At 70.9% G+C, this 19,074-nt stretch carries 17 protein-coding genes; 9 read left to right on the top strand and 8 right to left on the bottom strand.

Going from position 1 to position 19,074, the window contains the following annotated elements; all coding sequences use genetic code 11:
- Window positions 1–148: 148 nt before the first annotated feature.
- A complete protein-coding gene (locus tag AB0I22_RS36445; RefSeq protein WP_363135319.1) occupies window positions 149–1,003 on the bottom strand; it encodes an MSMEG_1061 family FMN-dependent PPOX-type flavoprotein in 855 nt (284 codons plus the stop codon).
- Between the two features lie 170 nt (window positions 1,004–1,173).
- On the bottom strand, window positions 1,174–2,166 hold the full coding sequence (locus AB0I22_RS36440) for a PDR/VanB family oxidoreductase (protein WP_363135318.1): 993 nt from the start codon (window positions 2,164–2,166) through the stop codon (window positions 1,174–1,176).
- Between the two features lie 95 nt (window positions 2,167–2,261).
- On the opposite strand from AB0I22_RS36440, the gene AB0I22_RS36435 reads away from it, so the two are divergent.
- Window positions 2,262–2,909, top strand: a complete 648-nt coding sequence (locus AB0I22_RS36435) for a TetR/AcrR family transcriptional regulator C-terminal domain-containing protein (protein WP_363135317.1) — start codon at window positions 2,262–2,264, stop codon at window positions 2,907–2,909.
- A 232-nt stretch (window positions 2,910–3,141) separates the two neighbouring features.
- Here AB0I22_RS36435 and AB0I22_RS36430 read toward each other — a convergent pair whose 3' ends face one another.
- Both AB0I22_RS36430 and AB0I22_RS36425 read right to left on the bottom strand, forming a co-directional pair.
- Window positions 3,142–3,954 (bottom strand): hypothetical protein, encoded by an 813-nt coding sequence (locus AB0I22_RS36430; RefSeq protein ID WP_363135316.1) that lies wholly within the window; start codon window positions 3,952–3,954, stop codon window positions 3,142–3,144.
- Between the two features lie 190 nt (window positions 3,955–4,144).
- On the bottom strand, window positions 4,145–4,639 hold the full coding sequence (locus tag AB0I22_RS36425; RefSeq protein ID WP_363135315.1) for a pyridoxamine 5'-phosphate oxidase family protein: 495 nt from the start codon (window positions 4,637–4,639) through the stop codon (window positions 4,145–4,147).
- Window positions 4,640–4,961: 322 nt separating this feature from the next.
- On the opposite strand from AB0I22_RS36425, the gene AB0I22_RS36420 reads away from it, so the two are divergent.
- From AB0I22_RS36420 to cseC, 5 genes are all read left to right on the top strand, one after another.
- Window positions 4,962–5,897, top strand: coding sequence for an A/G-specific adenine glycosylase (locus AB0I22_RS36420; RefSeq protein WP_363135314.1), 936 nt, complete (start codon window positions 4,962–4,964; stop codon window positions 5,895–5,897).
- Between the two features lie 451 nt (window positions 5,898–6,348).
- Window positions 6,349–6,897, top strand: coding sequence for a SigE family RNA polymerase sigma factor (locus AB0I22_RS36415; RefSeq protein WP_363135313.1), 549 nt, complete (start codon window positions 6,349–6,351; stop codon window positions 6,895–6,897).
- Entirely contained in the window at window positions 6,885–7,631 is a 747-nt protein-coding gene (locus tag AB0I22_RS36410) for a hypothetical protein (protein WP_363135312.1), read from the top strand. The genes AB0I22_RS36415 and AB0I22_RS36410 overlap by 13 nt, the downstream gene beginning before the upstream one ends.
- A 7-nt stretch (window positions 7,632–7,638) precedes the next feature.
- Window positions 7,639–8,343: a two-component system response regulator CseB gene (gene cseB, locus AB0I22_RS36405; RefSeq protein WP_363135311.1), complete on the top strand. Its 705-nt coding sequence runs from the start codon at window positions 7,639–7,641 to the stop codon at window positions 8,341–8,343.
- A 428-nt stretch (window positions 8,344–8,771) separates the two neighbouring features.
- Window positions 8,772–10,064: a two-component system sensor histidine kinase CseC gene (cseC, locus tag AB0I22_RS36400; RefSeq protein WP_363135310.1), complete on the top strand. Its 1,293-nt coding sequence runs from the start codon at window positions 8,772–8,774 to the stop codon at window positions 10,062–10,064.
- 229 nt (window positions 10,065–10,293) lie between these two features.
- On the opposite strand, the gene AB0I22_RS36395 is transcribed toward cseC, so the two are convergent.
- The gene (locus tag AB0I22_RS36395; protein WP_363135309.1) at window positions 10,294–10,749 is read right to left on the bottom strand and encodes a VOC family protein; all 456 of its coding nucleotides are present in this window, start codon (window positions 10,747–10,749) and stop codon (window positions 10,294–10,296) included.
- 215 nt (window positions 10,750–10,964) lie between these two features.
- Window positions 10,965–12,197 carry an MFS transporter gene (locus AB0I22_RS36390; protein ID WP_363135308.1) on the bottom strand — a complete coding sequence of 411 codons (1,233 nt, stop codon included), beginning with the start codon at window positions 12,195–12,197 and terminating at the stop codon, window positions 10,965–10,967.
- 56 nt (window positions 12,198–12,253) lie between these two features.
- Between AB0I22_RS36390 and AB0I22_RS36385 the strand changes: the two genes are divergently transcribed.
- Window positions 12,254–12,817 carry a CGNR zinc finger domain-containing protein gene (locus tag AB0I22_RS36385; RefSeq protein ID WP_363135307.1) on the top strand — a complete coding sequence of 188 codons (564 nt, stop codon included), beginning with the start codon at window positions 12,254–12,256 and terminating at the stop codon, window positions 12,815–12,817.
- A 276-nt stretch (window positions 12,818–13,093) separates the two neighbouring features.
- On the opposite strand, the gene AB0I22_RS36380 is transcribed toward AB0I22_RS36385, so the two are convergent.
- On the bottom strand, window positions 13,094–14,608 hold the full coding sequence (locus AB0I22_RS36380; RefSeq protein WP_363135340.1) for an MDR family MFS transporter: 1,515 nt from the start codon (window positions 14,606–14,608) through the stop codon (window positions 13,094–13,096).
- A 249-nt stretch (window positions 14,609–14,857) separates the two neighbouring features.
- Between AB0I22_RS36380 and AB0I22_RS36375 the strand changes: the two genes are divergently transcribed.
- Window positions 14,858–15,436 carry a TetR/AcrR family transcriptional regulator gene (locus AB0I22_RS36375; RefSeq protein WP_363135306.1) on the top strand — a complete coding sequence of 193 codons (579 nt, stop codon included), beginning with the start codon at window positions 14,858–14,860 and terminating at the stop codon, window positions 15,434–15,436.
- A gap of 109 nt (window positions 15,437–15,545) precedes the next feature.
- Here the strand turns inward: AB0I22_RS36375 and AB0I22_RS36370 are convergent, their stop codons facing one another.
- Window positions 15,546–16,250, bottom strand: coding sequence for a M23 family metallopeptidase (locus AB0I22_RS36370; protein WP_363135305.1), 705 nt, complete (start codon window positions 16,248–16,250; stop codon window positions 15,546–15,548).
- Window positions 16,251–16,752: 502 nt separating this feature from the next.
- On the opposite strand from AB0I22_RS36370, the gene AB0I22_RS36365 reads away from it, so the two are divergent.
- Window positions 16,753–19,074, top strand: a 2,322-nt coding sequence (locus AB0I22_RS36365) for an NACHT domain-containing protein (protein ID WP_363135304.1), incomplete at its 3' end; no start/stop codon positions are given.

Here is a 19,074-nt window from a genome sequence, read left to right as displayed (position 1 = left end):
ACGATTCCCCCGGGCGGCCCTGTCGGTGTCGGTGTCGGTGTCGGTTTCGGTTTCGGTGCGTTCCGGCGTCCGATGCGTGCGCGGCGGGCGCTTTCCGGTGCGTCAACCCGTACGTCATCGCGTCCGTACGGCAGGCCCGTACAGCAGGTCAGAACAGCTCGGTCTCGTAGTGGTGCTGGACGATCGTGCCCAGGGACCCCAGCCCCTCGCCGAGGTTCGCGGCCATCTTCTCCGCCATCTGCGCGGTGACCTGGGCGTAGAAGTCGCTGGTGAGCGTGAGGGAGTCGGACAGGCCCCGCGGGTCGTCCTCCCACAGCCTGGCGCGGATCACGGCCTTTCCGCACTGGAAGAACGCCTCGCGCACCTTCACGATCGTCGCGAGGACGGCGGGCTTGCCCTCCGCTCCGAGCTGCTGCAACAGGTCGGGGTCGTCCGTGACGAACGCGTCGCCGTTGATCCGGACCGTCTCCCGTACGCCGGGTACGAAGAAGACCATGCCGACGCCCGGGCTGCGGGTGATGTTCTCGAAGGTGTCGGCGGTGCGGTTGCCCGGCCGGTCGGGGACGGCCAGGGTCCACGGGTCCAGGATGCGGACCGAGCCCGGCGGGTCGCCCTTGGGGCTGGCGTCCACGGCCCCGGTCTCGTCGACGGTGGCCAGGCAGAAGAAGGTGCTGTGGGCGATGAAGCGGCGCATGAAGTCGCCGATGAACGGCTCCTTCTTCTCCGCGATGAAGGGTTGCGGCTCGCCGAGGATCTCCCGGACGCGGTCCATGCCGATGGGGGTGTAGGCGTCGGCGGCGGTGTGCTCGGGGGCGGGCCGGCGGTAGTCCCACAGGGCCGGGGCGGTTTCGGTGCCGATGGTGGAGAAGGGGTCATACGCATCGCCGCCGGCCGTACCGGAGAAGGCCTCGGGCGCGTCAGGGGCATCAGGCGCGTCAGCGGCGTCGCGAGTGCGGGAAGTGTCTCCCCCGGCGGTGTGCCGGGAGGCGGTGGCCAGGTCCATGGTGCGCTCCTTGGTGAATGGGCGGGTGGGCGGACTAGGCGGTCGAACGGACGGATCGAAGGACGGACGGATCGAAGGACGGACGGTTCAGGCGGGCGGACGGATCGAACAGACCGATCGGACGGATCGATCGGACGGATCGATCGGACGGATCGATCGCCAGGTGCGGGTCAGATGTCGAGGACCAGCTGAGGGGTACGGGCGCGGGAGACGCAGACGAACATCCGGTCGCCGTTCTCCCGCTCGTCCTCGGAGAGGATGTCGTCGCGGTGGTCCGGCACTCCGTCGAGCACCCGCGTCTCGCAGGTGCCGCACACGCCCTCGCGGCATGAGCTGGCCACTCGCAGGCCCGCGTCGCCGAGCGCGTCCAGGACGCTGCGCTCCGCCGGTACGTCCACGGTCTTGCCGGACCGTTTGCAGACCACCTCGACCGGGGCGTTGGGCAGCGGTTCCCTGGTCCGCGGCCTGAACCGCTCCATGCGGACGGTGCCCTTCGGAAGGTGTGCGCCGCCGTCCGCCACGGCGTCGAGCAGCGGTTCGGGGCCGCAGGCGTAGACGACCGTGCCCGGCGCGGTCTCACCCAGCAGATCGGCCAGCGGAATGTGGCCGGACCGGTCCGAGGGGAAGAGGCGGACGGAGTCCCGGTGGGGCGCCAACTCGTCGCGGAACGCCATGGAGACGGCGGACCGCCCGCCGTAGAAGAGCTGCCACTTCGCGCCCGTGTCGATGGCCTGACGCACCATCGGCAGGATCGGGGTGATGCCGATGCCGCCCGCGATGAACAGGTAGGACTCGGCCGGCTCGAAGCCGAAGTTGTCGCGGGGGCCGCGGATGCGCAGCGGCTGGCCGGGCCGCAGGAAGGAGTGCACGTACTCCGATCCGCCGCGGCTGGCGGGCTGGTGCCGCACCGCCACGCGGTACGCGGACAGGTCGTCGGGAGAGCCGCACAGCGAGTACTGCCGGACGATGCCGGTGGGCATCAGCAGCTCCACGTGGGCGCCCGGCCGCCAGGGCGGCAGCTGCCCGCCGTCCGGCCGGGCCAGCAGCACGGAGACCACTCCGGCGGCCTCCCAGCGCAGCTGTCGCACCATGACCAGGGTTTCCTGCCCCTCGGTCTCCGGAGCCTGTGGTGCAGCGGCGGCGGGCACGGTCTCGGTCGCCATTCCTCCTCCTTCCGACGGGCTCCTCGCGGATTGCCCGAGGGAACCAGTAACGACGTTAACAACAACAAATTAAAGCTAGTGATAACATCGTTAACATGTCAATTCAGGGAAGCGGCGAAGCCGGTACGCGCAAGGGCCCGATCCGCCCGGACACCGTGGTGGACACCGCGTTGGCCCTGGTCAACCTCGGCGGCCTGGAGTCGCTGACCATGCGGCGGCTGTCCGACGCCCTCGGCACCCAGCCGCCCGCCCTGTACCGGCTGTTCCACGACAAGGACGCCCTGGTGGACGCGATGGCCGACGCGGTACTGGCCTCCGCACTCGGCCCGCTCCCCGAGGCGGGCTGGGAGGACCGCGTCCACGTCATGGCCGGACGGCTACGGGCGGCCCTGCTCGGCCAGCGCGACGGAGCCCGCATAGTGGGCGGCTCCTACACCACCCGGCAGCCCAACCTCACGGTCGCCGACACCTTGCTGGCCGCGATGGACGAGGCGGGCTTCACCGGCGAGGAGGCGATCTGGGCCATCGCCACCGTCTTCTCCTACGTTCTCGGCGAGGTGCTGGAACAGCAGGGGCGCATCGAGGTGGACCCCAAGGCCGTACGGGCGTCGCTCTCCGCCGAGGAGTACCCGCACCTGGCGCACAGCGCGCTGCCGTCGCTGCTCGACTTCGACGCGAGGTTCGCGTTCGGGCTCCGCGTGCTCACGGCGGGAATCCGCGCGGAACTGGCCTCGGCGCGATAGCGCTGCGTCAGAGCTGCGTCAGGTACGGACTGATGGGGCAGCGCCCTGAAGGGGCGCGGGCCTAAGGGCCCAAGGGTCTACGGGGCTAAAGATCTACGGGCCTAAAAACCCAAAGGCGCCCGAGGCACTGCGCGGCCGGCCACGACGCGCCCGCAGGCGACCCGCAGGCGACCCTCAGGGCCGGCCGGCGCGTCCCGCCCTTGGCGGAACGTTCCCGCCCTTGGCGGAACATTCAGTCCTCCGCGAGGACGAAGGAGCCCTGCGTCTTGCCCAGCCCAGGGACCTCCGCCTCGACCAGGTATGTGCCGGGCTTGACGGAATCCGTGGCCGGGGTCGCGCAATTGGCGGCGCTCGGCTTGCGGTCCCACTCCACGGTGCGCTTGGTCTCGCTGTCGGCCGCGACCTCGATCGGGGCCGGCCCATCGCTCTTCGGACAGTCGCCCGAGGACCACACCGGCTTGTCGGGCTCCTTGGTCGGCGCGATCTTCAGCACGGCGGACTTCACGCCGAAGTCGACCTTGCAGGCGTCGCTGCCCGTGTTCTTGGCGATGACCTCGAACTTCGGCTTCTCGTCCGGGGCGTAGGTGTTCTTCACGCTGCGCACCGTCAGATGCACCGCCGACGTGGTGCACTCCGGCAGGCTGGACCCGGCCGGTACGGCCTTCCCGTCGCCGGCCCCGAGCACGCCGGCGCCCCCGGCTCCGCCCGAGCCCGTACCGCCGCTGCCACTGCCGCCGCCGCTGCCACCGGAATCGGAGCCGCCGCTTCCGCCGCCGCTGCCGGACTCGTCACGGCCGCCCGGCCGTTGGCTGTAGTGCGTACCGGACGGGGTCGGCCCCGGCGTGATGGTGTTGGTGGGGCCGGAGCCCTTGCCGCCGCTCGACCCCTTGCCCTGGTCGTCCTTGCCGGCGCTGCCGCTGCCGCCCAGATTGACGGCCCACACCACCAGCAGCACCAGCAGCGCGATCAGGGCCAGCGCAACTGACCTCCGCCGCCAGTAGATGGAGGAGGGAAGCGGCCCGATCGGATTGCGCAGAGATCCCACGCGAAGACTCTACGAGAGATCCGCCACGGCACCAGCCAATACCCGCCGTAGGGCCCCGTACTTTTCTCATCATCTGCCCGGAAGCCGTGCTCAGACGCGGCACACGGGCCTTTCGGGCCGCGACACGCCGACGCCGCTCGACGCGCGACGCTACCGCCGGGTGTACGGACGTACGGGCACCGAGCCGCCGTCAACGTGACGCGGACCACTCCCGCTTGTGCCCGAACCCCTGGGCGTTGTCGATCAACCTGAGCCAGTCGGGGCGCAGTTCCCACAGGTCCGTGGCCTCCATGGCCGCGCGCAGCCGATCGGAGGCGACGGTGAAGGGGAAGCGCTCCGTGTACGTACGCCAGGCGGCGGCCCGTTCCGCGCCTGCCAGCCGGCGGCAGCCGCCCCGGCCCTGCACCCCCGTCAGCTCCGTCCACTCCTGGCCGTCGCGCTGCGCCGTGAAGGCAGCGCGGGCGCCGGGGGCGTCGAGGGCGCGGCCGTGCCGGGTGGAGGTCGAGGTGACGAAGTACAGGACCGGCGCCCCGGCGTCGCCGCCGCGCGCGTACAGCACGGCGCACGCCTGCGGGCCGTCCTCGTCCGCATACGCGAGCGTCATCGTGGTGAGTCCATCGAGCGCCCGCAGGACGGGCCCGGCATCGCCCGCGCCGGGCGCACCGTCGGTATCGGCCTGGACCATCGTGAACTCCTCGGGGGTACGGCGTGCGGCGACGCGGGATCGGCCGGGAACGGGATCGGGCTCGGCGGGACGCCAGGTGCGGCCGTGCCCGGCTGTATATAAAGGCGTCGCTGATATTGGAACACCCGCGCTCGCCGAGGCTCCTCCGGCCACGGCGGGGCGAGGGCGGAGCAGCGGCCCATCCCGGCGGAGGCCGATCACGGCGGAGGCCCATCCCGGCGGAGGCCCATAACGACGGAGGCCGATCAAGGGCAGAGACTCGCGCGGGCCGACCTGGGGCGTCACGCATGCCCCCGCCCGTCCATGCCAGGATCGATGAGCCATGACTACGACGCCAACGCCCACCACGCCCCCGACGCCGGCCGCCGCCCCCGCGTCCCCGCCCCCCGCGGCCCTGCACGCCGCCGTCATCGACTGGTTCGACACGCACGCGCGCGACCTGCCCTGGCGCCGCCCCGACGCGGGCCCGTGGGCCGTGATGGTCAGCGAGTTCATGCTCCAGCAGACCCCTGTCAGCCGGGTGCTGCCCGTGTACGAGCAGTGGCTGGCGCGCTGGCCGCGCCCCGCCGACCTGGCCGCCGAGCCGCCCGGCGAGGCCGTACGCGCCTGGGGTCGGCTCGGTTACCCGCGCCGCGCGCTGCGGCTGCACGGCGCGGCGGCGGCGATAGCGGAACGGCACGGCGGGGACGTACCGGACGACCACGCCAAGCTGCTCGCGCTGCCCGGCGTCGGCGAGTACACCGCGTCCGCCGTCGCCTCCTTCGCGTACGGGCAGCGGCACCCGGTCCTCGACACCAACGTGCGCCGGGTCTTCGCGCGCGCCGTGACCGGCGTGCAGTACCCGCCGAACGCCACCACCGCCGCCGAGCGCAAGCTCGCCCGGGCCCTGCTGCCCGAGGAGGAGCCGACCGCCGCCGCCTGGGCCGCGGCGACCATGGAGCTGGGCGCGCTGGTCTGCACGGCCCGCGGCCCCGCCTGCGGCCGCTGCCCGATCGCCGCGCGGTGCGCCTGGCTGGCGGCGGGGTCGCCGGCGCACGACGGGCCGGCGCGGCGCGGCCAGACCTACGCCGGTACGGACCGGCAGGTGCGCGGCAAGCTGCTGGCCGTGCTGCGCGAGGCGGTCGGCCCGGTGGAGCAGGCGGTGCTGGACGGGGTGTGGGACGAGCCCGTCCAGCGGGCGCGCGCACTCGACGGGCTGGTCGCGGACGGCCTCGTGGAACCGCTCGCGGACGGGGCGTACCGGCTGCCGCTGACGTGACGAGACATGGCGTGACGTGACGCATCGTGACGAGAAGTGACGACCGCGCTACGACCGACGCGGCGACTGCCGTAACGGCCGACGTAACAGTTCCCTTAACGGGGGGACGTAACGGCCGACGTAACGGCCCCCGTAACGGGGGACGTAACGACCATGGCGGCTGCCGTAACAACAAACGCCACAACCACCCCACAGTCTCCAACTGCCGCCATTACAGGGGTCTTTCACCCACGAAAATCGCCACCGAAGCCGTCACCGGACCGTCACCGTCCGCCATCCCGACGAGGATAATGTCCGGTTCGTTCCCCCTGTTACACAACCTATGGACAGCTGTGCACGCTCCGAAGGGCTATCGCACATCGCGTTGCAACAGCGCCTCCGTAGCGTCCTCTACGTGCTGGACGACCACCAGCGTGACGCGGGGAACGCAAGCGGAATGGAGGCTGCTCGGATGGCTGGCAGCGGCAAGGTTCTGGATTTTGAGGAGTACGTCCGCAACCGTCAGGACGCGCTGTTGCGCAGCGCCCGCCGACTGGTTCCGGACCCCATCGACGCTCAGGACCTGCTCCAGACCGCGCTGGTGCGCACGTACGGCCGCTGGGACGGCATAGCCGACAAGTCGCTGGCCGACGCATATCTCCGACGTGTCATGATCAACACTCGCACGGAGTGGTGGCGCGCCCGTAAGCTCGACGAGGTGCCGACCGAGCAGCTGCCGGACGCGAGCGTCGAGGACGGCACCGAGCAACACGCCGACCGCGCCCTGCTGATGGACATCCTCGGAGTCCTCGCCCCCAAGCAGCGCAGCGTCGTCGTGCTGCGACACTGGGAGCAGATGAGCACTGAGGAGACGGCGGAGGCGCTCGGCATGTCGACCGGCACGGTCAAGAGCACGCTGCATCGGGCGCTGGCCCGTCTGCGTCAGGAACTGGAGAGCCGCGACCTGGACTTCCACGCGCTGGAACGAGGCGAGCGGGGGCAGGAACGGTGCGCGGCCTGACAAAGCCGGCTCCTCCCAAGCCTGCACTGATCACCGGCGGCGCGGTGGCCTCGATGGCCGCCGCCGCCTGCCTCGTGCTGTCCGGCTGCAACGCGAGCGGCGAGGGCGTACGGAAAGAGGGCCCCGCACAGAGCGAGAGCGCGGCCAAAGGGAAGCGAACACCCTCGGCGTCGGTTTCTCCCTCCCAGGAGAAGGTCGACGCCGTCGCGCTGGTCAAGGCCGATCCGAAGGTCAGCCCGCAGATCAAGCGGAATCTGAAGCCGTGCGCGAAGAACCAGTACCCCGTCGACGTCTCGTACGGGCAGCTGACCGGCTCGGCCCGCACCGACATCGTCGTGAACATCCTGACCTGCGGCGACTCCTTCGGCGTGGGCGCGTATGTGTACCAGCCCAAGGGGGACTCGTCGGACAAGGGCGGCTCGGGCCAGGGGAGCTCGGACAAGGAGGGCTCGGACAAGGGCGGCTCGGATAAAGGGGGCTCGGACTCGTACGAGAACGTGTTCTCGGCCGAGCAGTCGCCCGTCTACGCCGACATCGACCGCCGTGACCTGCGGGTGACCAAGCAGATCTACGCTTCGGGGGACGCGGTGTGCTGCCCGTCGGGCGAGGACGTCGTCACGTATCACTGGAAGAAGGACAAGTTCCAGGAGACGGGGCGCACGCACACCGACTACAGCAAGACCGTCAACGGCGACGACAAGGACGACCTCCCCAGCGCGGGAACGGAGGGCTAGAGCAGCGGTGGCTGATACACATGTGCTTTTCGTCGAGGACGACGACGTCATCCGCGAGGCCACCCAGCTCGCCCTGGAGCGCGACGGCTTCGAGGTGACGGCCGTGCCCGACGGGCTGACCGGGCTGGAGAAGTTCCGCGCCCACCAGCCGGACATCGCGCTGCTCGACGTGATGGTGCCGGGGCTGGACGGCGTCAGCCTGTGCCGCCGCATCCGCGACGAGTCGACCGTCCCCGTGATCATGCTGTCGGCGCGCGCCGACTCCATCGACGTGGTGCTCGGCCTGGAGGCCGGCGCCGACGACTACGTCACCAAGCCCTTCGACGGCGCCGTGCTCGTCGCCCGCATCCGGGCGGTGCTGCGGCGCTTCGGTCACGCCAGCGGACCGGGCGGCGCCTCCGCCGCCGACGACGCGCAGCTGGAGGGCGGCGTCCTGACCTTCGGCGACCTGGAGGTCGACACCGAGGGGATGGAGGTGCGCAAAGGAGGCCGGTCCGTCGCGCTGACCCCGACCGAGATGCGGCTGCTGCTCGAATTCTCGGCCGCGCCCGGCACCGTCCTCTCCCGCGACCGGCTGCTGGAGCGGGTCTGGGACTACGGCTGGGGCGGCGACACCCGCGTCGTCGACGTCCATGTGCAGCGGCTGCGCGGCAAGATCGGCCAGGACCGCATCGAAACCGTCCGCGGCTTCGGCTACAAACTTCGAGGCTAGCCTCTCCTCATGGTGCCGCACTCCCTCGGGGAAACCCCCCTCGCGCCCCGGCAGCCACCCGCTCCCCACCGGCCGCGCCGCGTCGGATCGGGGTGCACGAGTTCCGTCGGATCGGTCGAAACGAGCCGCGTCGGACCGGGGCACACGAGCTGCGTCGATTCAGGGCACACGAGTTACGTACGTCCCCAGCGCACGGGTTACGTACGTCCCGAGCGGGCGAGTCGCGTACATCCCGAGCAGGCGAGTGGCGTGCGTGCCGAGCAGGCGAGTGGCGTGCGTCTCAGGCTGACGCGGCGCGGTCGCGTACGTCCCGGACTGACGCGCCGCGGTCGCGTAGCGCCCGGACCGGCAGGCGCGGGCCCCCGCCGGTCCGCGCCGCGAGGCGAGACACGGGGCAGGGCGCAGGGCAAGGCACGGGGCAGGTCACGGTGAAGCTCGACCTGCGCACCGGGCTGCGCTGGAAGGTCAGCCTCGCCATCGCCGGGGTGGGCGCGCTCGTCGCCATCGCGCTGAGCCTCGTCGTGCACAACGCCGCGCGCGTCTCGATGCTCGACAACAGCCGCGATGTGATGGATCAGCGGGTGCAGGACGCCCAGCGCATCTACGACTCCACCCACCGGCTGCTGTTCCGCACGAAGATCGACGACCCCGCGCTGCCGCAGCAGCTGCGGGAGGCCGCCGCAGTCGGGCTGCGCGCCACCTACCTCCAGGACTCGGGCGGCGCCCCGGAGGTATGGGCCTCCGTGCCGCTGCGCGACGGCAAGATCCTCTCCGTCCACACCCGGTTCAAGGACCGCTTCGCGATCCTCGACGAGCTGGACAAGGCGCTGGTCATCGGGTCGATCTCGGTGGTGCTCGGGGGTTCCGCGCTCGGCATCCTGATCGGCGGCCAGCTCTCCCGGCGGCTGCGCAAAGCGGCCGTCGCCGCCCGCAACCTCGCCGAGGGCCAGTCGGACGTGCGCGTCGGCGACTCCATCAGCGGCCGGGTGCGCGACGAGACGGACGACCTCGCGCGTGCCGTGGACGGGATGGCCGAGGCGCTCCAGGACCGGCTGGAGGCCGAACGGCGCGTCACCGCCGACATCGCGCACGAGCTGCGCACCCCGGTCACCGGCCTGCTCACCGCCGCCGAGCTGCTGCCGCCGGGCCGCCCCACCGAGCTCGTACGGAACCGGGCGCAGGCGATGCGCACGCTCGTCGAGGACGTACTGGAAGTGGCGCGGCTGGACGGCTTCGCGGAGCGGGCCGAGATGCAGGACGTCGAACTCGGCGAGTTCGTGATGCGCCGGGTCCGGGTGGTCGCCCCGGACGCCCACTGCCGGGTCATCCGGGACGCCTATGTCTCCACCGACCCGCGCCGCCTGGAACGCATCCTCGGCAACCTCCTCGCCAACGCCGCCAAGCACGGCAAGGGGCCGTTCGAGGTCACGGTCGAGGGCCGTGTGCTGCGGGTCCGCGACCACGGTCCGGGGTTCCCGGAGGAACTGCTGCGGGAGGGCCCGAGCCGCTTCCGTACGGGCAGCAAGGACCGCGCGGGCAAGGGCCACGGCCTGGGCCTGACCATCGCGGCAGGCCAGGCCAGGGTCCTCGGCGCACGGCTGACCTTCCGCAACGCGGACCCGGTCGCCGAGGGCGGCACCGGCGCCGTGGCGGTGCTGTGGCTCCCGGAGTCGGCCCCCACCAGCACGGGCAGCTTCCCGGTCATCCAGGTCCCGGACTGAGCCGCTGAGCCGGCACCCGGAACGGAGTACGGGGTACGGAGTCAGGAGCGGCCAGTCGCCAGCTGAGCCGGTACGGGCCCGTACGGGCCCGAGGGGCCGGGCGTAACCCGGGCCGAGGCCGGGCGTACGGGCCCGAGCGGCGGCTCAGCCGCGTCTCGGCAGCGACCCAGCAGCGGCCCAACGACGACCCAGCGACGACTCAGGTGCGGCCGGGCACGGCGAGTCCGGTCTACTCGGTGCACTCCCCCCAGCTCTTGCTCATGTCCATCTGCTCGCTCGGCTGGGTGAGCGCGAAGCAGTTGCCCGAGTCGTCCTGGAAGACCGCCTCGATGCCGTACGGCCGCTCCTGCGGCTCCTGGAGGAACACGACGCCCTTCGCGCTGAACGCCTCGTAGTCGCCCTTGATGTCGTCGGTGGTCAGCACCCCGGGGCCCAGCACCCCCTTGGCGACCAGCTTCTTCACCATCTCGACGGATTCCTTGTCCAGCCTGCCCTCGCTGGGCAGCGACAGCGTCAGTTCGAGGTCCGGCTGGTTCTTGGCTCCGACGGTCAGCCAGCGCATTCCGCCGTCGCCGCCGATGGTCATGTCCATACGGACCTCGAAGCCGAGCTTCTCGGTGTAGAACTCCTTGGCCCGGTCCTGGTCGAGCACCCAGACGTTGCCGATGGCGAGACCCTTGATCATGACGCGCTCCTAGGGATGAGGTCCGTCACTGCCACCGTAGGCAGGACGGGTTCAGCACGCTTCTTGAGAGCGGCGTGGGCGGGCGGCTGCCCGTACACGCCCGTACACGACCGACTGTTGCTTGCTGTCCCCGATACTGGCAGGGGGGTCTGACAATCGGCCGTGAGCTGCGGAAACCCCGCCGGGACGGCTCCCCACGCGGCCAGAAGCGAAGCTCAACGGCCCGAGGAGTCAGGAACAGGAGCAGGAGCAGACGAAGGGGAAGGCGAAGGAGAGGCCGAGCGCGAGAGTCCGACCGCCGCGAAGGCCAGCGCGGCGAGTACCTCGGTCCCGGCGGCGGTCATCAGCGCGCCCGTCAAGGACCAGCCGGCGATCGGTCCGGCGAGCCCCGCCCCGACCGCGAACCCGGTGATCTTCAGACTCGCCCCCGTGGTGAAGATCTGGCCGCGCAGCCCCTCCGGCGCTTCCCGGTGCCGTACCGCGAAGAGGGCGGTGAGCTGCGGCCCTTCGCCGACGCCCGCGAGCACCATGGCGGCGATGAGCGGCACGGTCCGGCCCGTCGCCGCCAGCAGGAGGGCGACGGCGAGGATGAGGGGGCTGCACCACAGGACGGTGTCCGGGCGCAGCAGCCGGGGGTAGCGGGAGAGCACCGCGTTGGCCGCGAGGGCGGACGCGGCGACGACGGAGAGCAGCAGGGCGCCACGTCCGGCGCCGCCGAGGACCTGCGCCCCGAGCAGCGGGCTGCACGCCACGAGCATGCCCTCGCCGAGGCAGGAGACCACGGAGGCCGCTGTCGCCCGGGCCAGTGCCGCCGTCCGTACGACGGCGCGGAAACCCGCCGCGAGGCCAGTGAGGACCGAGGCCGCCGGTGCGGCGGACGCCGGGCGGGGCACTGGTGGCAGCGTCCATGCCGAGGGCAGGGCGAGGCAGATGAGCGCGACGGCGACCGCCACCCCGGCCGGGGCCCCGGCCAGGCCCGCGACGGTTCCGGCCAGCGCCGGGCCCGCCAGGCTGGCGACGTTGAACGTCATCGCGTCGAAGGCGTTGGCGCGCGGCAGCGCCTCCGGCGTCGCGACGCGCGGCAGCTGCGAGGTCCAGCCGCCGGCCAGGGCCGGCCCCAGCAGCCCCGCGAGCACCGCGATCGCCACGGAGCAGGTGAACGGGGTCCGGCCGAGGCTGAGAAGGACGGAGGCCAGCGCGGCGGCGTAGCCCGCGAGCGCTCCGGCCAGCAGCCGGCCGGGGTGCGCGGACCGGTCGAGCAGCACGCCGAAGAGCGGGCCGCCGGCCGCGGCCGAGACCGTCATGCCCGCCAGCAGCGCGGACCCGTGGGACGCCGATCCGGTGGCCGCGAGCCCGGCCAGCAGCAGGGCGGGCCCCGACATCTCGTCCCCGGTACGGGCGGTCGCGGCGCCAAGCGCGTACGACCTCATCGCGTAACGCTTATGCATGCGCAGCACGTTACGTACGTAACGCAGAACTTGACCAGGCGCGTTACATTGCCCTGGTGTCGACTCCGAACAGCGAATGGCCCGCCCGGCACTCGGTGCAGAACACCGCCCGGCGGACCGCGGCCGTCATCAACGCCCTGTCCGCCGAGGTCCCCGCCGCCTCCGCGGCCGGAACCGTCGCCGACGTGCTGCGCGCGCACGGCGAACCCGGTCCCGTCTCCCTCTCCGCCCACGACATCGCGGAGATGCGGGAGGTGGCCGACTCACTGCGGGAGGTGTTCGCCGCCGAGGACGCGGACATGGCCGCGGCCGTACTGAACCCCCTCCTCCAACGCACCACCGGTACCTTCCGCCTCACCTCTCACAGCAACGGCTCCCCCTGGCACCCCCACCTCGACAGCCACGACGACGCGCCCTGGGGCGAGTGGTTCCTCGCCTCGTCCTGCCTCGCCCTGGCCGTCCTGGTCTGGGACCGCCAGCGCCCGCCCGGCGGCCGCTGCGCGTCGCCGCGCTGCCGCGACGTCTTCGTCACCCTCAACAGCGGCCCCGCCCGCCGCTACTGTTCGCGCCGCTGCGCGACGCGCGAACGCGTGGCGGCCCACCGGCGCGCACAGGCCTGAGGGCTGAGCGCGAGCCCGATGGCCGAGCACGAGCCCTGACGGCCGAGCACACCCCTGACGGCCGCACACGAACCTGAAGGCCGCGCGCAAGCCCGTACACCGCGCACAAGCCCGACGGCCGCACGCACCCCCGAGGCCCCGCCCACCGCGCCCCATCGCGCCCCACCGCGCCCCGCGGCGACACGTCGGAAAGCAAAAACCGCACCCGCCCCCCCGGCCCAGGGGGCTGGCGGGGAGCGGGTGCGGCAGATGGCGAAGGAGGCCGGTCTCAGCGCGTCAGGCGCTGCTGACCGCCGTCTGCTCGGCCGGAGAGGCGTCCGCCGGGGCGGCCTCCGGCTTCGGCTCGGAGCCGCGGAGCGGGATCTCCTTTATGAACCAGGCGGCGGCGAAGCCGATGATGCTGATCCCCGCGCCCCACAGGAAGACGTTGTGCGTACCGCTGGAGACGGCGTGCATGTACGCGTCCTTGATCATGGCCGGCATCTTGGCGAGGCTCTTCGGGTCCATCTGCGCCCCGCCGGAGACGACCGCGTCGCCCTTGCCGCCGAGGCGGCTCGTCATCGTGTCCTGCACCTGGTGGGTGAAGATCGCGCCGAAGATCGCGACGCCGAACGAGCCGCCGATCGTACGGAAGAGGGTGGCCGACGACGAGCCGACGCCCATGTCCTTCATCTCGACGCTGTTCTGCGCGATGAGCATGGTCATCTGCATCAGGAAGCCCATGCCGGCGCCGAGCACCGCCATGTAGACGCCCGAGGTGAAGCGCGAGGTGCCGGTGTCCATCTGGGCCAGCAGGACCAGGCCGACGGTGATGAGCGCGCCGCCCATGATCGGGAACATCTTGTACTTGCCGGTGTTCGTGGTGACGCGGCCCGCGATCAGCGAGACGGTCATCATCGACAGCAGCATCGGCAGCAGCAGCAGGCCGGAGTTGGTGGCCGAGGCGCCCTGCACGGTCTGCTGGTAGAGCGGCAGGAAGGTCATCGATCCGAACATCACGAAGCCGACCAGGAAGCCGATCACGGTGACGAGCGAGAAGTTGCGGTTGCGGAAGATGTGCAGCGGCAGTACCGGCGCGCTGACCTTGCGCTCCACGAAGACGAAGGCGATGAGCGCGACGACGCCGAGCACGCCCAGCCCGATGATGCGGCCGGAGCCCCAGGCGTACTCCGTGCCGCCCCAGGTGGTGATCAGCACGAGCGAGGTGATGCCTATGGTCAGCAGCGCCGCGCCCACGTAGTCGATACGGCCCTCGGCCCGCTTCTTCGGCAGGTGCAGCACCGCCGTGACCATCGCCAGGGCGATCGCGCCGAGCGGCAGGTTGATGTAGAAGGACCAGCGCCAGCCGAGGTGGTCGGTGAGGGTGCCGCCGACCAGCGGCCCGCCGATCATGGCGACGGCCATCACGCCGGCCATCATGCCCTGGTACTTGCCCCGCTCACGGGGCGGGATCAGGTCGCCGATGATCGCCATCACGCCGACCATCAGACCGCCGGCGCCCAGGCCCTGGACGGCGCGGAAGGCGATCAGCTGGTCCATCGACTGCGACATGCCCGACAGCGCCGAGCCGATGAGGAACAGCACGATCGAGGTGAGGAAGATGCCCTTGCGCCCGTACATGTCGCCGAGCTTTCCCCAGATCGGGGTGGAGGCGGCGGTGGCGAGCGTATAGGCGGTGACGACCCAGGAGAGATGGCTGAGGCCGCCGAGCTCTCCCACGATGGTGGGCATCGCCGTGCCCACGATCATGTTGTCCAGCATGGCCAGCAGCATGGCGATCATCAGCGCCATGAGAACAACGCGCACACTGCGCGGTTGTCGAGTCTTTGCCGGACTGTCCGACGAATCCACTGGTGGGGCCTCGTGTCGGGAACGGGCGCTTGACATACTTTTTGCTCCCCCTGGGGCGGCAAGAGAGCCAGCCAGCAACTTACTTGCCGACCGGCTAGATGGGTACACTCAGTAAGGTAAGCCGCTACTAGCCGGGCGTCAAGTAAGTTTCAATGGGCCCCACACCCAGCCGAACGCAGGAGAGCATCCATGGGCACACCGCAACCGCGCCGAAGCGATACGCACCAGCGCATCCAGGACGTCGCCCTCGAACTCTTCGCCGAGCAGGGCTACGAGAAGACCTCACTCCGCGAGATCGCCGAGAAGCTGGGCGTCACCAAGGCGGCCCTCTACTACCACTTCAAGACGAAGGAAGACATCTTCGTCTCCATCTTCGAAGACCTCGGCCGGCCGCTGGACGAGCTCATCGCCTGGGCCCAGGATCAGCCCCACACCCTGGAGACCATGACGGAGCTGCTGCGCCGCTACAGCACTTCCCTCAGCGAAGCCGCCCCCCTCTTCCGCTTCATGCAGGAGAACCAGGCGACCGTGCGCGAGCTGAGCATCGGCGAGCGCTTCAAGAAGCGCATGATCGCCATGAGCGAGCTGCTCCGGGACCCCTCGGCGCCGCTGGTGGACCAGGCCCGCTGCGTGGTCGCGCTGTTCAGCCTGCACGCCGGAATGTTCGCGCTCAACAGCATCGAAGGCGACCCCGAGGAGAAGCACAAGGCTGTCCTGGAAGTCGCCATCGATCTCGTGACACAAGCCCACTCGACTGAGGTCAGTTGAGCGGGCTTGAGGTGATCACTGGGGCAATCTCGGCAATCTCGGCAGTCTCCTGAGGGCATCCCGCTGGTTCAGCGGAATCCGCCGAAGTCGCTGAAGCTGCCGAAACCGCTCAGAGCTTGTCCCCGTGGTCGCTCATGAAGTGGAGCGGCTCCACCGAGGTGCCGTAGTTCGGGGTGGTACGGATCTCGAAGTGCAGGTGCGGGCCGGTCGAATTGCCGGTGGAGCCGGAGCGGGCGATCTCCTGCCCGGTCTTCACAGACTGGCCGACCTGAACGTCGATCTTCGAAAGGTGCGCGTACTGCGAGTACGTGTTGTCGTCGTGCTTGACGACGATGGCATTCCCGTACGCGGGGCCGTCGCCGCCGCCATTCGGGCCCGCCTTCACGACCGTACCGCCGTGCACGGACTTCACCGGGGTACCGGTGTCGACCACGAGGTCCTGCCCGCTGTGGTTGTGCGCCCAGTGGCTGCCGGCGATGCCGTACGGCTGGCCCATCTGGTAGGAGTCCACCGGCTTCACCCAGGAGGAAGCCTTCTTCGCGACGGCCTTCTTGTGCTGCGCGGCGTCCTTCTTCTCCTGGTCGGCGGCCTTCTTCTGGTTGCTGGCCTGGGCCTTGATCGCGTTGTCGATCGTCGACACCGAACCGAGCTCCAGCAGGCTGCCGTGGCCGGCGTCCGCGGCCAGCGCGACACCGGAGCCGAGCGCGGCCGAAGCACCCAGCCCGGCGGCCAGTACGGCGGCACGGGTACGGAGAACGGACTTGTTCGACTTATTGGACTTCTTCGGACTGCGGAACGGGGCGTGCTTCGACATACGGAACAACCTCCAAGGGTGCCAGGAATGAATAAGTCCCGGCTGCGGACCGGGAGCGCCATACCTTGGTAACCCGGCAATGGCGTGCCGCCAAGGGGGGTCGCTACTAGGCTCGGCCGTACCGGAGGAAAGGGAATTCCGCCTCTTACCGACCGCGCCAGGAGGGGCCGGAAACCCCTCTCCGAGCAACGCCGAAATGCCCCTCCCACCACTGCGGGGAATCGCCTGACCTGCCCGTACGCTCGTACGCCCGAAAGCCCCGCGCCCCGCCCCCGCGAAAGCCCCGGGCCCAGCGGGCCGAAAGTCCCGGACCCGGACACAACGCTCCCCCTAAAGCGTTTAGTACCGAGGAAAAGGGCTGTGCGGCATGTCACCGCCACATAAGATCCACTCGAATTCCGGCGGGACTTTCGGATGTCCGTTTCGGGACCGACGGCCCGGCGCCGGCGGTACGCTGCCGGGCAGCAGACAGCGCCGCACAGTCCCCTGGGGGTACGGGCGAGTGGATCCCGCAAGCACCGGTGCAGTACGGCTCGCGTCCAGCGCCGTCGCACCGCTCATCAAGAAGCTGTTCGTGCGCGAGGGCCCCGGCGCCGGTCTGGTCGACAGACCCGTTCGCGTCTCAGGGCTGGTCTCCTTCGGGGCCGAGAAGCGGACGCTGGAGCACGAGGACGTACGCAAACTCGCGTCGCACCTCGTCGACCGGGCCGTACGAGCCGCCGGACCGCACGACGCGCTGCCGCCCGACGAGCGCCATGCGGTCGCCGACGCCCTCTCCCGCGCCCTTTACGCGCTGGGCTCCCTGGACATGGACGACGTACAGGCCGTCCGCCTCGGCCACACGGGACTCGCCCGCCGACTCAGCGACCGAAGCGATCGGGCCGGCTCCCCAGCCCGGCACCTCTCCCCTGACGCGCGCTACCTCCACGACTCCGTCCTGGATACCGCCTGCCTGCACATCCTCCACTTCTTCACCCAGCGCTCCACCTTCGTGGCCCGGACCCTGGTGGAGCAGAGCGCCCGGACAGCCGAGCTGATCGCCAAGGTGGACGCCCTCATCGCCCGGACCCCGCGCCCGGGGGACGAGGACACCGCTTTCGAGCGCCGGTACCTCGCCCACATCGCGCAAAAGCACGGCAAGCTCACGATCTACGGCATCGACCTCACCAATTCCCCGGACCGCTGGCCGCTGGACACGGCGTATCTGAGCCTGGCGGCGAGCGAGCCGGAGCGGGTGGTGACGCTCAGCGCGTACGGGGACTGGCGGGGGAAGGGGATGGCGGGCGTCCTCACCGGCTCGATGGGCGACGAAACGCCCGGCGGGGTCCCCCATCCGACGGAAAACGAGGTGCCCAGCGCCCTGACCCGCGCGATGAGCAGGGCACTGCGGGCCGTACCGCCCGACGGCGACCACCAGCTCGTACTCGGCGACCCCGACGGCGCGGGCGAGCCCACCGTCCTCGGCCACTTCACCTCCAGCACCCCGCTCCCCGCCGACCAGGCGCTCACCCACCACGACCGGGTGCTGCTGCGCGGCGTGGCCGGATCGGGCAAAACCACCCTCGTCCAGTGGCTCGCCGTGTCCGCCGCCACCGGCCAGGACCTGGCCGAACGGATGGCGTACCTCCAGGACCGCATCCCCTTCGTACTGCCGCTGCGCACCCTCCCCACCCACGGCGAGCGCGCCCCCACCCCCGACCGCTTCCTCGCCGCGACCGGCTCCCCGCTGGCCGGGGCGCAGCCCGACGGCTGGGCGGACCGCGTACTGCGCGCCGGGCGCGGGCTGCTGCTGATCGACGGCGTGGACGAGATCCCGGACACCGACCGGCCGCTCACCCGCACCTGGCTGCGCGATCTCGTCGACCTCTACCCCGGCAACCGCTGGCTGATCACCTCGCGCCCTTCCGCCGTACAGGACGACTGGCTGGCGTCCGACGGCTTCACCGAACTGACGCTCGCGCCCATGGGACCCGCCGAGGTCGCCTCCTTCGTACGGCGCTGGCACACGGCGGCCCGCGCCGGGGCGAGCGTCGAGGAGAGCGCACAGCTCGATACGTACGAGCCCCAGCTGCTCAGCGCCGTCGCGGCCAAGCCGGACCTGAGCCGGCTCGCGACCAACCCCTTGATGTGCGGTCTGATCTGCGCCCTCCACCGCGACCGGCGGGGTTTTCTGCCGACCGGACGCAAGGAACTGTACGACGCGGCCCTGTCCATGCTGCTGACACGCCGCGACCGCGAGCGCTCCATGACCGGCCTCGCCGAGGTCGAGCTCCGCGAGGAGCCCCAGATCCAGATCCTGCAAAGGCTCGCCCACTACCTCATCCGCAACGGCCGTACGGAGATGACGCGTTCCCGCGCCGAGGCCATCATCGCGGACGCGCTGCCCGCCGTCCGCGAGGCCGCCGCCCAGTGCGACGCCCCCACGCTCCTCAAGCACTTCGTCCAGCGCAGCGGGCTGCTCCGCGAGACGTCGACGGAGACGGTGGACTTCATCCACCGGACCTTCCAGGACTACCTGGGCGCACGGGCCTTCGTGGAGGAGGGAGACTTCGGGCTACTGGCCCGCAACGCGGAGGACGACCAGTGGGAGGACGTCATCCGCATGGCGGTGGCGCACGCGAGGCCCCGCGAACGCGCGGAACTTTTCGGCGGCTTGCTGGCCCAGGGCGAGACGGCGAAAGACGCTGCGGCCCGGACCCGCAGCTACCTCCTGTCGGCGGCGTGCCTTGAGAAGCTGTATCTCAACCGGACGTGGTCGTTTGGTTTTCGCTGGTCAGGCATGGTTTCGGTCGGGGTGAGGGAGAGTTTCGGCGTTCTGTTCCGT

Origin of the sequence: Streptomyces sp. NPDC050610 (assembly GCF_040654875.1) — a bacterium.
GTDB lineage: Bacteria > Actinomycetota > Actinomycetes > Streptomycetales > Streptomycetaceae > Streptomyces.
The sequence above is the reverse complement of the archived record's forward strand: the minus strand, read 5'-3'. Positions and strand labels throughout refer to the sequence as shown.